This is a genomic window from Microcoleus sp. N9_B4, assembly GCF_036701635.1.
Classification (GTDB): Bacteria; Cyanobacteriota; Cyanobacteriia; order Cyanobacteriales; family Microcoleaceae; genus Microcoleus.
Map to the genome: position 1 here is coordinate 43,791 of NZ_JAUBRC010000003.1, position 13,343 is coordinate 57,133.

Consider the following 13,343-nt stretch of genomic DNA (forward strand, 5'->3'; position numbering starts at 1 on the left):
CCAACTCGAACAATTTGCCGTGGTTTATGTCTAACTCCTCCCTCCTCGCCCCAGGTTCGACTCTCGAAAAACGCTACCGCATCCTCCGCGAATTGGGCCGCGGTGGCTTCGGGCGTACTTATCTCGCCGAAGATATCAACCGCTACAACGAACATTGCGTACTCAAAGAGTTTTCTCCGGTGGTGCACAGCCCGAAAGCCGCCGAATTGTTCGATCGCGAAGCGAGTATGCTGTACAACCTCCAACACCCACAAATCCCGCGCTTTCGAGAACTACTGCGAACCGATTTGGGTGGTAATCCATCTTTATTTTTAGTCCAAGATTATATTAAGGGTCAAACCTATGAAGAAATATTGATATCGCGCCAGCAGCAAGGTAAAAATTTTACCGAAGCCGAAGTTACTCAACTGCTATTTCAGCTTTTACCAGTTTTAGAATACATCCACTCAAAAAATTTAATTCACCGCGATATTTCCCCGGATAATATTATTCAGCATGATGCTGACAAACTACCATTTTTAATTGATTTCGGTTCTGTCAAGCAAATCGCAGCCAATGCCGTACTTCAGTTTAACGGACAATCGGATACGGCGATCGGCAAACAGGGTTATTCGCCAGCCGAACAAATGCGGCTGGGCAAAGTTTCTGCCGCTAGCGATTTGTATGCTTTAGCCGTCACGGCTTTGGTACTGCTAAGCGGCAAAAAGCCTCAAAAATTGTACGATATCAATAATAAAACTTGGAATTGGCGATCGCACGTCAGTGTCAGCCCAAATTTAGCCACGGTATTGGATCGGATGTTAGCAGAACAACCGGGCGATCGCTACCAATCTGCAAAAGCAGTCCGCGAAGCACTCAAAGATCCAAAACTCTCTCAAATTGGCAGTATAATTTCCCAAATGGTGACAATGAACTTTGTCGGCCGCCCTTTCAAAAACGCCACTCAAACTGCTACCAGCAATCATACTCCTGTTCACCAAAATCCTCAAATTGTTAACAACAACAGCACATTCAAGTTAATTCCTTGGAAAACCCTAGGGAGTTTAAGTGTGATTTTGGTGCCCGGAATTTTAGCTTTTAGTGTAGTCAAATCTGGTTTCACCTTGCCCAAGCTGCCGGAGTTACCTAAATTTACTTCGCGCCAGCAACCTCCCGATACATCCTTAGAGGACGCCGAAATAATTCGTCAAGAAAAGATTGGTAAACGGCGCAAAAATCTTAACATTAATCAAGATATCTTTTATCAAAAAGTTGATGAATTATATTACAATAAATATCCCGAATTCCAAGGTCGTACCTTGACAGAAAAGCCAGAAGATGCTGAAATTAGGCGGAAATGGTATGAAGTTGCTGAGGATTTACTGGACAAGTTGGAGAAAGGAGGAGAGTTATGAAATTTAAGATAGAATAAGAGTGATTGAACCGCAGAGGGCGCAGAGGGCGCAGAGGGAAGAGGAAGAGGGCAAAGGGCAAAAAAAGAGAGGGAAGAGAAAGACTTAAGTGTCAAATAGTTTGTTAAACTTGTCCATAGTTAATCGCCATTGAGGAAGTTTAAGTATGTTTGCCATTAAACGAGCGCTCAAATTAAATAACAAGGAAGCGACCTTGATGGCGAAGCACGCAGGATTTAGGCGCGTAGTTTTTAACTTTGGGTTGAGCCTGCGGACTCAAATGTATGGCGAGGGGAAATTCACCGACTCGAAGGTACTCAACGAAGTCAAAAAAGTTCTGACCAATCATGTCAAGAAAAAGCCTGAATTTGATTGGATGAACCAGTTATCTAGCCGAGTCTACCAAAATGCTTTGATTGATCTCAAAGATGCGTTTAGCCGCTATCGTTCTGGAAAAGCAGGTCATCCAAGATTCGCCAGTCGCAGAGACGGTCAATCCTTTACGGTCGATTCGTCTAACGGCAAAGTTTTGCTAACTGCTGGTAGAACTATTAAGATTCCTACATTGGGGACTTTTAGGCTTTTTGAACCCCTAGAATGTAGCTTGGTCTCTCAAACTTTCACGATTTCAAAAGAAGGAAATCGCTGGTTTGTCTCCTTTTGCGTTGATGCAGAACGTCTATCTGTTCAGCAGCCTGCAAATTCTGTAGGAATCGATCTCGGTATTAAGTCTTTTGCCACGCTGTCAACCCAGCAAACTTTTGACGCACCAAAGCCGTTGAAAGCCAGTGCGAAAACCAAGCTTGCCACTTTACAACGCAAAGCATCAAAGCAGGTGCGAGGCTCTCAAAACCAGCGCAAGACCTACAACAAGATTGGTCTGCTCCACGCCCGAATATCTCGTATTCGCTTAGATTTCCTTCACAAGTTGACCACTTATTTGGCTAAAACTTTCAAGCTAATTAAGATTGAAGACTTGAATGTTCATGGAATGATGGCGAATCACAAGTTAGCTGGAGCAATATCTGACCTTGGATTCTACGAGTTCAAACGTCAACTTGACTACAAGTGTCAAATGTATGGAGCTAATTTAGTATTGGTAGACCAGTGGTTTCCTAGTACCAAGACTTGTTCCAATTGTGGCACCAAAAAAGATATGCCACTAAGCATTCGGACTTTTGACTGTCCTGCTTGTGGCATATCTTTAGATCGGGACTGGAACGCAAGTCTAAACATTTTAAATTGGGAACCCTCGGCTTGAGGGGGATAGCCTACTTATCTTGGGATTAGCCGTCTACCCAACAGCGTAGGAAGTAAGCACAAACTGTGTCTAAAAATGAGTTTAGATAAGTTTAAGTAAGTTTTACAAAGCAGAACTTTATCTGGTTTAATACAAATTGGTATAGGCAACGCACTTTTAGTTTATTGCAAAATGGATTCTATTCAACTTACAGGAATTCGCTGTTACGGATATACGGGCTATCTGCCGGAAGAGCAAGTTTTGGGGCAGTGGTTTGAAGTGGATGTTACTCTCTGGCTGGATTTATCGCAAGCTGGAAAAAGTGATGATATTCAACATACTCTTGACTACCGCAGCGCAATTACTCTGATTCAAAAGCTAGTCCAAGAGTCGAAATTTTTATTAATCGAACGCCTAGCAGATACTATTGCTCAAGCGCTTTTACAACTACCGTTAGTCGAAAAAGTTAAACTACAACTCTCGAAACCTGCTGCCCCCATCCCTGATTTCGGGGGTAGAATTACTCTAGAAATTACTAGAAGTCATTAGTCATTAGTTCTTAGTCCTTAGTCCTTAGTCCTTAGTCCTTAGTCATCAGTCTTTAATCTGCATTAGTTTTTCACTAATGACTGATGACTGATGACTGATGACTATTGATTAATTACCACTTCAGCAAGTTAAATTCTTCCATGTCTACGGTATTGCGGTTGCGATAAATCGCCAAAACAATTGCCAAACCCACCGCAGCCTCAGCCGCCGCTACCGTAACTACAAACACGGTAAATACTTGGCCCTTAATTTGTACGGGGTCGAGATAGTTAGAAAAACCCATCAAATTGAGATTGACTGCATTTAGCATCAACTCGATCGACATCAACACGCGCACTGCATTTCGGCTGGTAATTAAACCGTAAATGCCAATACAGAAAAGTGCAGCAGCTAATAACAGGAAATACTGGAGTTGCAGTTGCATAAATTTAAGGAAGAAGGAAGAAGGGAAATTTAACTGGTTCCTAGGGTCTGCCTCGTTTCCATTTCGGGAAAATTGGAGGCACAGCCTCCGGAACTGCGTTCCCAGGCACAGCCTGGGAACGAGTAGAGTGTTACTTAGATTCTGGCGAAGACACATCTCCGGCAGAAACTAATTCGCGAGGTCTTTCCGGCAAACTCAAAGCAGGTGTTTCGGATAGCTTCTTTGACAGTTCATCCGGGAAGAAATCGCGGCGCGCCAACACAATTGCTCCTACCATTGCCATCAACAAAAACACTGATGCTAACTCGAAAGGTAGCAAATAGTCAGTGAAGAAATGTTTGGCGATTGTGACGATCGAACTTTCGGCCGGTGCTCCTGTCGTTGCGACAATAGCCCAAGGAGTAGATACCACCATCGTACCCAACAGTGCAAACAAGCCTACGCAAACTACTGCTGTTGCTATTTGACGCACCCAAGCGTTGGGAATAGTGCGGAAATCTTCTCGTTTGTTCACCAACATAATCGCAAACAAAATCAAGACGTTAACAGCGCCAACATAAATCAATACCTGCGCTGCTGCTACAAAGTCGGCATTCAGCAACAAGTACAAGCCGGCAATGCTGGTAAATACGCCGCACAGCAAAAATGCTGAGTAAACGATGTTGGAGAACAGCACTACTCCTAATGCTCCTGCAATCATCATTACGGACAATATTCCAAATGAAACAATTTGAACCCCTTCAGCTAGATTCACAATTTTTTATCCTCAATTATTAGTTTTCTATTGTTCGTTTTTACTCATTAGTTAGCAGTCATTAATAATTGGTTATTTCACTAATGACTGATGACTGCTGACTAATGACTAATTACTTACTTTTCGATAATTTCCTCTGGACGCAGACCGGCGCGGCGATCGGTGTAGGAAACTTCATGGGGGTCGATCGCACCTTTCGGCAAATAAGCGAATTCCCGCAGGGGTGTCACCATCGGGTCATCTGTAACCTTGTAGGGCAAACGTCCGAGGGCCACGTTGTCATAATTCAATTCGTGACGTTCGTAGGCGGCTAACTCGTATTCTTCTGTCATGGACAAACAATTAGTCGGACAATATTCTACGCAGTTGCCGCAGAAGATACAAACACCGAAATCTATACTGTAGTGCTTGAGTTGTTTCTTCTTACTTTCTTTGTTAAATTCCCAATCCACTACAGGTAAGTTGATCGGACATACCCGAACGCAAACTTCGCAGGAGATGCACTTGTCAAATTCAAAGTGAATTCTGCCCCGGAAACGTTCCGAAGGAATTAATTTTTCGTAAGGATACTGCACCGTAATCGGCCGGCGTCTCATGTGGTCAAAGGTAACAGATAGCCCTTGACCGATATACTTAGCAGCTTGAAAAGTTTCTTTGGCGTATTCGCCTACTTGATTGAGGAATTTTAGCATCGTGTTCTCTCTCTGTACTTGAGTTTTTGGTAATTGCTAATTGATAATAGGTAATTGGTTAACAGCTATTTTTGTTTAGCTGTTGCCCTTTACCTATTATTAATTAACCGCCAAAAGCAAAGGGAAAGGCAAGTTTCAAAGCTGCGGTCAATAGCAAATTAACTAGAGCAACTGGAAGTAAAAACTTCCATCCCAAATTTAGCAATTGGTCGATCCGAACTCGGGGCAGAGTCCAGCGGAGCAGAACTGCCAGAAACAGGAAAAAGTAGGCTTTCAGCATCGTCATTGTAATGCCTAGCAAGCCGGTAATTACCTGCAACCAAGGAGTCGTTTCGCTCAATCCCAGGGCATTTGTCAGGACTCCGACAGGAATCGGGCATTCCCAGCCGCCGAGGTACAAAACTGCTACTAGCAGGCAAGAAAGGACGAGGTTAACGTAGGAAGCGATATAGTACAAGGCAAATTTCATGCCTGTATACTCAGTCTGATATCCTGCTACCAATTCTTCTTCTGCTTCTGGAAGGTCAAAGGGTAAACGTTCGCATTCTGCGAGTGCTGCGATCCAAAAAATCACGAAACCCGCAGGTTGCCGCCAAACGTTCCAGCCGACAATCCCGTAGCCTGCTTGTTGATGTACGATGTCGATCGTACTGAGGCTGTTGGACATCATTACAACTGCCAATACTGCCAAAGCAAGGGGAATTTCGTAGCTGAGGGATTGAGCGGCGGCTCTGAGTCCTCCGAGGAGGGCGTATTTGTTGTTTGAAGCATAGCCGGACATCAGCAAGCCGATCGGCTGAATGCTAGAAAGAGCAATCCACAGAAATATTGCTGTCCCCATATCGGCGATCAGCATATGCTCTCCGAAGGGCACGATTAAGTAGGAGAGAAAAACTGGAATCACCACAATTACCGGGCCTAGGGTAAATAGCAGCGCGTCAGCTTTTGCCGGTACAATGTCTTCTTTGAAGACCAACTTCAGACCATCAGCAACGGGTGCTAGCACTCCCAGAGGGCCGATAAATTCCGGGCCGATCCGCTGTTGAGCTGCGGCGGAAATTTTCCGTTCCAGCCAGACGCTAGTGAGTACCCCGAAGACGGCAGCGACAATCATCAGCAGCATTGGCAGCGGTAGCCAAAGCAGTTGGGCAATGTCTGTCGGTAAGCCCAAATTCATCAGGGCTTCTACAAAACTTCCTTGTAAGTCAATTCCTGGGTTCATTTTTCCAGCTTTTGAGCGCTCAGCATATAATTTTTCACCCGTCCTTGGTAGGAGTAGGCTTAGAAATCGGGGTCTTTGTAAAGATTTTTAATGCTTTACCGCCTAATAGTATATCGCCCGACAGGCTCCAACAACGCACGGACAGCGTGAAGTTCTAATTATCTGATCCCGCAGCTTAGCTAATGGGTTACTAACTTATGGTTGATGGTTGACTGTTAACTGCGTCGCCCTGAGCCCTTCGACTACGCGGTTCCTGAGCCCTTCGACTACGCTCAGGGCACCGCTGTTGACTGTTGCAAGGCGGTGAGGAGGCAAATTGAAAAACGACCAGCAAATATTTCAGTCCCCTCGCGGGAAAAGGTAGAACACTGCACGGATTTTGACACGGATACACGGATACACGGATGAGTTGATCTATCTGAGCCAAACAAAAAGGCAGAGAATTAATTCTCTGCCCTTTTTATGCTTTAAAGTGGCTTTCAAATGGCTTAAACCATTGATTTTACGTCACTTTTTTTATGGAACTGGGCAGAATCGAACTGCCGTCCAAAATGGGTATTAACCTTCCGATCGTTCACAGGTTTATCCCCTCTAATCCTCGGGGCGGGAACCATCTTTATCCCAAATGGGGGGATTTTCTAGTGATTGCTTTCCTAGCTAGCCGACTAGAAGCGTTTAGCTAGGGCATCCGTTGGGGGTTGTTATGCTACCTTTAACGGAGTGAGGTGGCATACACTCTAAACCAAGCTCAAGAAGTTTTTAGGCTACAGCTACGGCTTTGCGAGCGAAAGGAACGATGTTGTTCGCATTTACTATTTTTTTTGAGCCGATATTAACGAGAGTAGACTCCCTCTCGACCTGCATCACGGAGCAGCTTTCGCCACCCTGTCGAAACCATTACAGCCCCTCGTGCGTTCTCTAATTATAGACAATATTTCGTGTTGCGTCAACTAGATTTTAGATTTGGGATTTTAGATTTTCGATTTTGGCACAAAGCTGAGTCGGGAATATTTACATCTTGCACCATTTTTTTGAACAGGCAAGATGCCTGTTCCACAAGAGTTCCAGTTTTTTTGGGGTGGGCCCCAGAGTTCGCCCTTGAAAGGTTTATTGACAGTGGTCAAGTCGATTTTAGATTTTGGATTTTAGATTTTCGATTGGGGATTAAAGAAACCGGGTTTTTTGCGGTTAATGAGGGCTGTAACGAAGTATCTGGCCAAAAAACCCGGTTTCTGACCACCCGTGCGTAATTCCTAATTAATGCAAGTTGTCGTCCCAGACGCCGATGTAAATCCGATCGCGCTCATTGCGTTCGATCGTCCCTTCGAGCGAACCCTTCCTAAACGTAAACCGAGTAGTCCGGCGCTGCTGCACGTCGCGCAAGCCCTGCAAAATCTCTCGGCTGGCGCCGCCCACCATCCCGTTTAACGCGGTTCGCACCACCAAATCGTCCACCGACTGAGCAAAAGAACCCTCTGTTTGTACTAGCTGGGCCGAATCGCGATCGTAAATGTAGCCGAGAGTAATCCGGTTCGGCAATATTTCGTAAAGTGCGGTGCGAGTATTCGGCCAATAGCCCCGGGATTGAGAGTCAGTCGGTTCTCCCAATTGGGATAAAATCTGACTTTCCGGCGTACCAACGGCATACCCAGGGATTGTGGGAGTCTTCTGATCATTGGTTCCCGGTTGTTCGCTGGGTGCGGGCGATCGATCTGGTGGCAACTCTTTGTCAACAAGTTTTTCGGTTGGTGTGGGTTCGACAGCTTCGGGAGTTGGCGCTGGTGTTGGCGCTGGCGCTGGTGTTGGAGTTTCAGCAGCAGGCGCTGGAGTTTCAGCAGCAGGCGGCGGAGTTTCTCTGGGAGTCGGCGCTGGAGTTTCAGCAGCAGGCGGCGGAGTTTCTCTGGGAGTCGGCGCTGGCGTTGGTGTGAGCGCGGGAATTGGTGCGGGGTTTGAGCGCGCGTCTGGATCTGCAGGGGTGGAAGTGCGATCGTCCTGGGCCACAGGTGCGGGTTCCGAAGACGGCCGGTTGAGGAAAACCCTAGCAATACCGACAAAACCTGCCACAATAAGTGCGATCGTCACGAACCCCAAAATCCACCAAATCTTGCGGTTGCCTTGCCCAGAAGACACCACAGCAGGCGCTGTTCTGGAACCCGCAGGCGACTGAGACCCGTGTCCCGGCATCACCGCCACCGTCGGCCCGGTGCTCGGCGACGCAGCACCCCCCTGCCCATGCAGCAGCGACAGCCACTCATCCACGCTAGCAGGGCGATTTTGAGCTTCTACCGTCATCCCCCGCATCACGGCTTGGCTGACAGCCGCACTTAGCTGAGGCTGCAAGTCGCGGGGTGAAGGCATCGGTTGGCTGGTACGCAAAATTGCAGCCACCGGCACTTGTCCTGTGAGCAAAGTATAAAGCGTCGCCGCCAGACCGTAAACATCTGTTGCGGGCGTATATTTTCCTTGGGCAAAATACTGTTCTGGCGGTGCATAGCCGTCGGACACCATATTAGTGTGAGATTGAGTTGCACCCAGAGTAAACTCGCGGGCAATGCCAAAATCAATCAGCACGACTTCCTGAGTACCTTGGCGCAGCAGAATGTTTTGCGGCTTGACATCTCGGTGCAGCAAACCCTTTTGATGAACAACTTTTAAAGCAGCGCCAATTTGAGTTATGTAGAGAATAGCGAGTTCTTCTGGCAGCGGCCGATTTGGGAGTACGACATCGCCCAAATTCTGACCCGGAACGTAGTCCATCACCATGTAAGGCTGCCCGTCTTCGACAAAGAAATCGCTGACGCGGACAATATTCGGATGAACGCAGGAAGCCAACCGCCTCGCTTCGTCTTGAAACTTGCGATCGAACTCAGCAAAATTGGGTTGCTGCCGCAGAGATTCGTTGAGGGTTTTAATGACTACAGGCTGTCCTAAATAGCGGTGATTTGCCCTGAAAGTTATTCCAAAGCCGCCGCGGCCCAATTCTTGTTCGAGGGTGTACTTTCCACCCTGTAAAGTTTTGCCGATTAGCGCATCCATAGGTTCAGGCGATCGCGTACCAGATAATATGGCTGATTATGGCACGTATGGTCGGCCAAGTTACCAGTCTAAATGGCGATCGCAATCCTCGTCGATCGGCGTTGCCATTCCTTCCCGAATCGATTCCCGCATCCCTGGCACTGAGAGAAGATACAGTGTTTCCTCAACATATGCGGAGTCTGATTCAGATAATAATACTGTATTGCTAGTTTGTCCGGCGATCGCGATCGGTTGAAGTGACTGACTCATGGGAGCGATCGACTGCTGCAACTGCTTTTGGGCTTCATTGATTGGAATCATAATCTTCCACTCGTCTAAATAGGCTTTTCTAGATGATGTTGGGTGGCTGTAGACACTCCCTTAATTATGAGCGATCGTTCCCCTTACTGACTTCTATCTCCATTTTATTTTAAGGGAGTGTCAAGACTTCTATTTGTTTCTGTGTGTCGGGGTGCACCTGAATATTCAATCGATCAATTTGTTCTTGCAGATAACCATCTGAAATGATTGCATCGTCCCATTCTTGCGAATAGTAAATCAAGCTCTCACCCCAAAAATCCTGAACTATATAATCTAAAACTTCCAAAGCAAATTTTAATGTCTCTGTGGAAGGTTCGCAATCAGGAGCGGCAGAAAAATGGACAATGATGTTTCGCAGATCGCCAAATTTTTGATATCTATCTAATTCCTTGATTCTATAACCAGTTGTCGCCCAAAGAACTTCAGGTAACTCTGAATATATTAAAGTTCGACCGTACTTAAAGAGTTCCTTGATACTCAATACATCCTTAGTAGTATTTGATTTAGGGTAGGACTTGAAGATTAAAAGCGGATGCTCTTCAGCAATGCGTGCCTTGATAAGTATTTCTGCTCCATGTGCTGCATGAACTACCGACAACATATGAGCAAAAGGCCTCGTCATCTCGCTAAACGTTGCATCATAAATAGCTCTCCCAAGAATATGAAGCCCAAATTCTTTCATGTGCTGTGATACTTGTTTTGTCTCAGGATTCATCTAATCTACTCCGTAACGCTAGTTAACTCACGATCACTGATTGACATCTTGAGCCGCCATCATTGCATTGATATGGGTAAAGATACGATCTAATTCCCCAATGGCGTCGAGTTCCGCTACCTCTTCTGCCATTAGTTGATCGGCCTTTTTCTTCTCTAACAAGACTTCCATACGCTGTTGCAGCGATTCACTAAATTTGAACAACTTCCACCGATCGACTTTTTCAATGCAAATCTCATGGATTAACGAGGAGGGTTTGTTGAGAATTGAAACCATTGTAGGCTCCGAGCTTCGGGTTTTAGGTAATGACTAGATTATAGCTTTTATTCAATCTGGCAGATTTAATGCTCCAACCGATAACCTTCAAATTACCGCCAAAACCAGTGACTTAAACAGCCAAACGGCGTTACAGTTCAAGTCGGATGATATTCATCCCTGCTTATTTGCCATCGCCATATCTTGCCTTCTTCAGGATCGTCCACCTCTGCAATGAACTTCATTCCCACTTTTTGCAACACGCTATTCGAGGCATTTTTTTCAGCTAAAGTGTGAGCGATGACTGCTTTCACCTCCTCGTGAGCGAAAGCATAATCGATCATTCCCTGTGCCACCTCAGTTGCAAATCCGCGATTCCAATATTCGGAAGCAATTTCATAACCTATCTCTATAGTCCCCGACTCATCAGGTGAGCCTGTGAAACCTCCATTGCCGACAAGCACTTGATTTTTTGGATGAATAAAGAAGTAGTTGTGCCAGTCAGTTGGAGGCGGATTGGATTCGCAAGCTTCGTCAGCCGGGAGGGAAAATGCTTCCGGGAAAAGAGGCCAGCTATTAGGCACTATGACATTTAAAATTGCTGCAAGCTCGCTTTTACTTCGTAAGAAAGCTTCTATGTGAATCCTTTCGACGGCAAGTAGTTGAAGATTCTTAGTTGTAATCATTTTTCTACCTTGTTTAACAAGTATGAGATCACACTATAGGCACTATCGAAACGCTTGTCTCGGAACCCTGGCGAGTTGGTAAGCGCCCCGACTTTCCAACAATTGATATTGATTTGGCTGCAATCCTAATTCCACAAATTTCTCTGGATATCCCAGCAACAAAATAGAGGGAGAATTTGCGTTTTTAGATTGCTTAATGTAGTCGATCGCCTTTGCGACAGCTCGGTAGTAAGTCACCGGCTCTTGGGTATAAAAAACCAGACTTGGTTTCCAGAAACCAACCATAATAAACTCTTCCCCCGGCAGTTTTTGTTGAACCGCAACCTGTGCTAACTGTCTCAGAGGTAACTGGCGGTTGATATCAACCACTTTGTAGGCGGGAGTAAGACCAAAGATGATAAATGCTACTAACCCGATGAGGTTAGCAACCAAAATCCAGCGCTGTTGCCGCTTCCAGAGTAAAAGTGCGATCGCCACGGCTGTAATTATCCAAATCGTACCGCCGACAATCAGCAATCCCGACTGCTGAATTGCTTGGGGAAAATTGGGCATAGCCGGGTCATCTCCCAGCCAGTTGTAGCAGTAGAAAGTTGCTCCGGCTATAATCAGTAAAAATACGACATTGAAAATGTATGTAACTAACAGCCCTCGCTGTAAAGAATTCGGTTTTTTTTCTAACTTTCCCCGGCTGCTTTCTGCTTCATTGCCTGCAATAATATCGCTCCACAGCAGCGTTACCAAAATCGCAGCGGCGGGGATTAAAGGCAATACATAACTCGGCAATTTTGTCACGGCGATCGTGAAAAAGCCAAAGATGCAGCCGAACCAAAAGAGGGCAAATAAACTCAACTGAGCCGATCGCGGTTGACGACGCCAGTAACTGCGCTGCCAAAAACGGGTACGGGCGATCGCCACGGGCAAATAAATCGACCAAGGTGCAAAACCAACTAGCACTACAAAAAAGTAAAAATACCAAGGCGCCGAGTGCTTGTTGACTACTCCAGTAAAACGCTGGAAATTGTGATAGCCAAAAAAACTGTCAATATAAGTTTGACCGTTGGCTAAAATAACGAAAATGTACCAAGGCAGGGCGATCGCCAGAATAATCAAGATTCCCGACACCGGACGCATTTCGCGCCAAAGTTGCCGAAAATTTCCCAAATAAAGCCCGAAGCAGCCAACAATCAGCGCTGGCAAGACAATTCCCACAGGCCCCTTCGCCAGAATTGCTAAGGCAATTAGTACGTAAAAAGTCAGATACCACTTATTGGGAAATCGGGCAGCGGAAACCCTAGAAAATTCTGTTTTTTCTCTCTGTTCTTCGAGGGTGTAACCAAGGAAAAATGCGAGCAGTGCCGAACACATACAACTAACTAATAGCATATCTGAAACGCCAGTTCGTCCCCAGGCAATAGTTTGGGGATTTAAAGCTATTAGCGCCGCGCCAATCCAAGGAGTAGAAAGAAAAATAGGAATACTAGGAGAGGGGGAGAGTGGGGGAGTGGGAGAGTGGGAGAGCGAGGGAGGAAAGACAGTTACATTCATGCGTGTATCCGTGTCCGAATCCGTGTCGTGCTCTTCTTCCTCCTTCCTTCTTCCTTCTTCCTCCTTCCTCCTTCCTTCTTCCTTCTTCCTTCTTCCTTCTTCCTTCCATAAGGTATAAAATCCGAGGCAAGTCAGCCCGATCGCGCACAAAGCCGAGGGAAGACGCACGGCCCATTCGTTAACGCCCAGAGTGCGGTAAGCCACCGCCATCAGCCAGTAAATCAACGGCGGCTTGTCAAACCTCGTTTCGCCGTTGAAATAAGGAGTGATCCAATCTCCTGTCACCGTCATTTGACGGGCGGCTTCGGCAAACAACGGTTCGGTTTCGTCAACTAAACCGATGTTGCCGAGATTCCACAAGAAACCTACCCAGGCGATCGCAAACAGCCACAACAGCGATAGCAGCAAAGGTGCGATCCTCTTCGAGGGCTTCGCTAACGGGCGATTTCTAAACTCTGACAAACTTTTAATAACTTCCTTCACCCAAACTTCCTGCGATTTTAGATTTAAAATTTTAGCTCGCATAGAGAGTCT

Annotated in this window: 13 protein-coding genes and 1 other RNA gene; 3 read left to right on the forward strand and 11 right to left on the reverse strand. The window is 46.1% G+C overall.

All coding sequences use genetic code 11. The features are described from left to right. Nucleotides 1-26: 26 nt before the first annotated feature. The 3 genes from QUA43_RS02560 to folB all read left to right on the forward strand — a co-directional run bounded on the left by QUA43_RS02560 (nucleotide 27) and on the right by folB (nucleotide 3,180). Nucleotides 27-1,394 carry a serine/threonine-protein kinase gene (locus QUA43_RS02560; RefSeq protein ID WP_333370761.1) on the forward strand — a complete coding sequence of 456 codons (1,368 nt, stop codon included), beginning with the start codon at nucleotides 27-29 and terminating at the stop codon, nucleotides 1,392-1,394. Between the two features lie 163 nt (nucleotides 1,395-1,557). Beyond that, the gene (locus QUA43_RS02565) at nucleotides 1,558-2,652 is read left to right on the forward strand and encodes an RNA-guided endonuclease TnpB family protein (protein WP_333370762.1); all 1,095 of its coding nucleotides are present in this window, start codon (nucleotides 1,558-1,560) and stop codon (nucleotides 2,650-2,652) included. A gap of 171 nt (nucleotides 2,653-2,823) precedes the next feature. Continuing rightward, nucleotides 2,824-3,180 (forward strand): dihydroneopterin aldolase, encoded by a 357-nt coding sequence (gene folB / locus QUA43_RS02570; RefSeq protein ID WP_333070833.1) that lies wholly within the window; start codon nucleotides 2,824-2,826, stop codon nucleotides 3,178-3,180. Nucleotides 3,181-3,292: 112 nt separating this feature from the next. On the opposite strand, the gene nuoK is transcribed toward folB, so the two are convergent. From nuoK to QUA43_RS02625, 11 genes are all read right to left on the reverse strand, one after another. After that, nucleotides 3,293-3,598 carry an NADH-quinone oxidoreductase subunit NuoK gene (gene nuoK, locus QUA43_RS02575; RefSeq protein WP_228042566.1) on the reverse strand — a complete coding sequence of 102 codons (306 nt, stop codon included), beginning with the start codon at nucleotides 3,596-3,598 and terminating at the stop codon, nucleotides 3,293-3,295. Between the two features lie 136 nt (nucleotides 3,599-3,734). Further along, nucleotides 3,735-4,358: an NADH-quinone oxidoreductase subunit J gene (locus QUA43_RS02580; RefSeq protein WP_333370764.1), complete on the reverse strand. Its 624-nt coding sequence runs from the start codon at nucleotides 4,356-4,358 to the stop codon at nucleotides 3,735-3,737. A 116-nt stretch (nucleotides 4,359-4,474) separates the two neighbouring features. After that, nucleotides 4,475-5,050: an NAD(P)H-quinone oxidoreductase subunit I gene (gene ndhI, locus QUA43_RS02585; RefSeq protein WP_333370766.1), complete on the reverse strand. Its 576-nt coding sequence runs from the start codon at nucleotides 5,048-5,050 to the stop codon at nucleotides 4,475-4,477. A gap of 103 nt (nucleotides 5,051-5,153) precedes the next feature. After that, the gene (gene nuoH, locus QUA43_RS02590) at nucleotides 5,154-6,272 is read right to left on the reverse strand and encodes an NADH-quinone oxidoreductase subunit NuoH (RefSeq protein WP_333370768.1); all 1,119 of its coding nucleotides are present in this window, start codon (nucleotides 6,270-6,272) and stop codon (nucleotides 5,154-5,156) included. 516 nt (nucleotides 6,273-6,788) lie between these two features. Further along, nucleotides 6,789-7,179, reverse strand: a transfer-messenger RNA (tmRNA) gene (ssrA, locus tag QUA43_RS02595). Nucleotides 7,180-7,529: 350 nt separating this feature from the next. Beyond that, entirely contained in the window at nucleotides 7,530-9,308 is a 1,779-nt protein-coding gene (locus QUA43_RS02600; RefSeq protein ID WP_333370770.1) for a protein kinase domain-containing protein, read from the reverse strand. Between the two features lie 60 nt (nucleotides 9,309-9,368). Beyond that, nucleotides 9,369-9,608, reverse strand: coding sequence for a type II toxin-antitoxin system prevent-host-death family antitoxin (locus QUA43_RS02605; protein ID WP_333370772.1), 240 nt, complete (start codon nucleotides 9,606-9,608; stop codon nucleotides 9,369-9,371). Between the two features lie 109 nt (nucleotides 9,609-9,717). Then, nucleotides 9,718-10,323, reverse strand: coding sequence for a hypothetical protein (locus tag QUA43_RS02610; RefSeq protein WP_333370774.1), 606 nt, complete (start codon nucleotides 10,321-10,323; stop codon nucleotides 9,718-9,720). Between the two features lie 33 nt (nucleotides 10,324-10,356). Next, nucleotides 10,357-10,599, reverse strand: a complete 243-nt coding sequence (locus QUA43_RS02615; RefSeq protein ID WP_333370776.1) for a hypothetical protein — start codon at nucleotides 10,597-10,599, stop codon at nucleotides 10,357-10,359. A gap of 137 nt (nucleotides 10,600-10,736) precedes the next feature. After that, complete coding sequence (locus QUA43_RS02620; RefSeq protein ID WP_333370778.1) at nucleotides 10,737-11,264, reverse strand: GNAT family N-acetyltransferase; 528 nt, start codon at nucleotides 11,262-11,264, stop codon at nucleotides 10,737-10,739. Between the two features lie 42 nt (nucleotides 11,265-11,306). Then, complete coding sequence (locus tag QUA43_RS02625) at nucleotides 11,307-13,334, reverse strand: glycosyltransferase family 39 protein (protein WP_333370780.1); 2,028 nt, start codon at nucleotides 13,332-13,334, stop codon at nucleotides 11,307-11,309. Nucleotides 13,335-13,343: the final 9 nt, after the last annotated feature.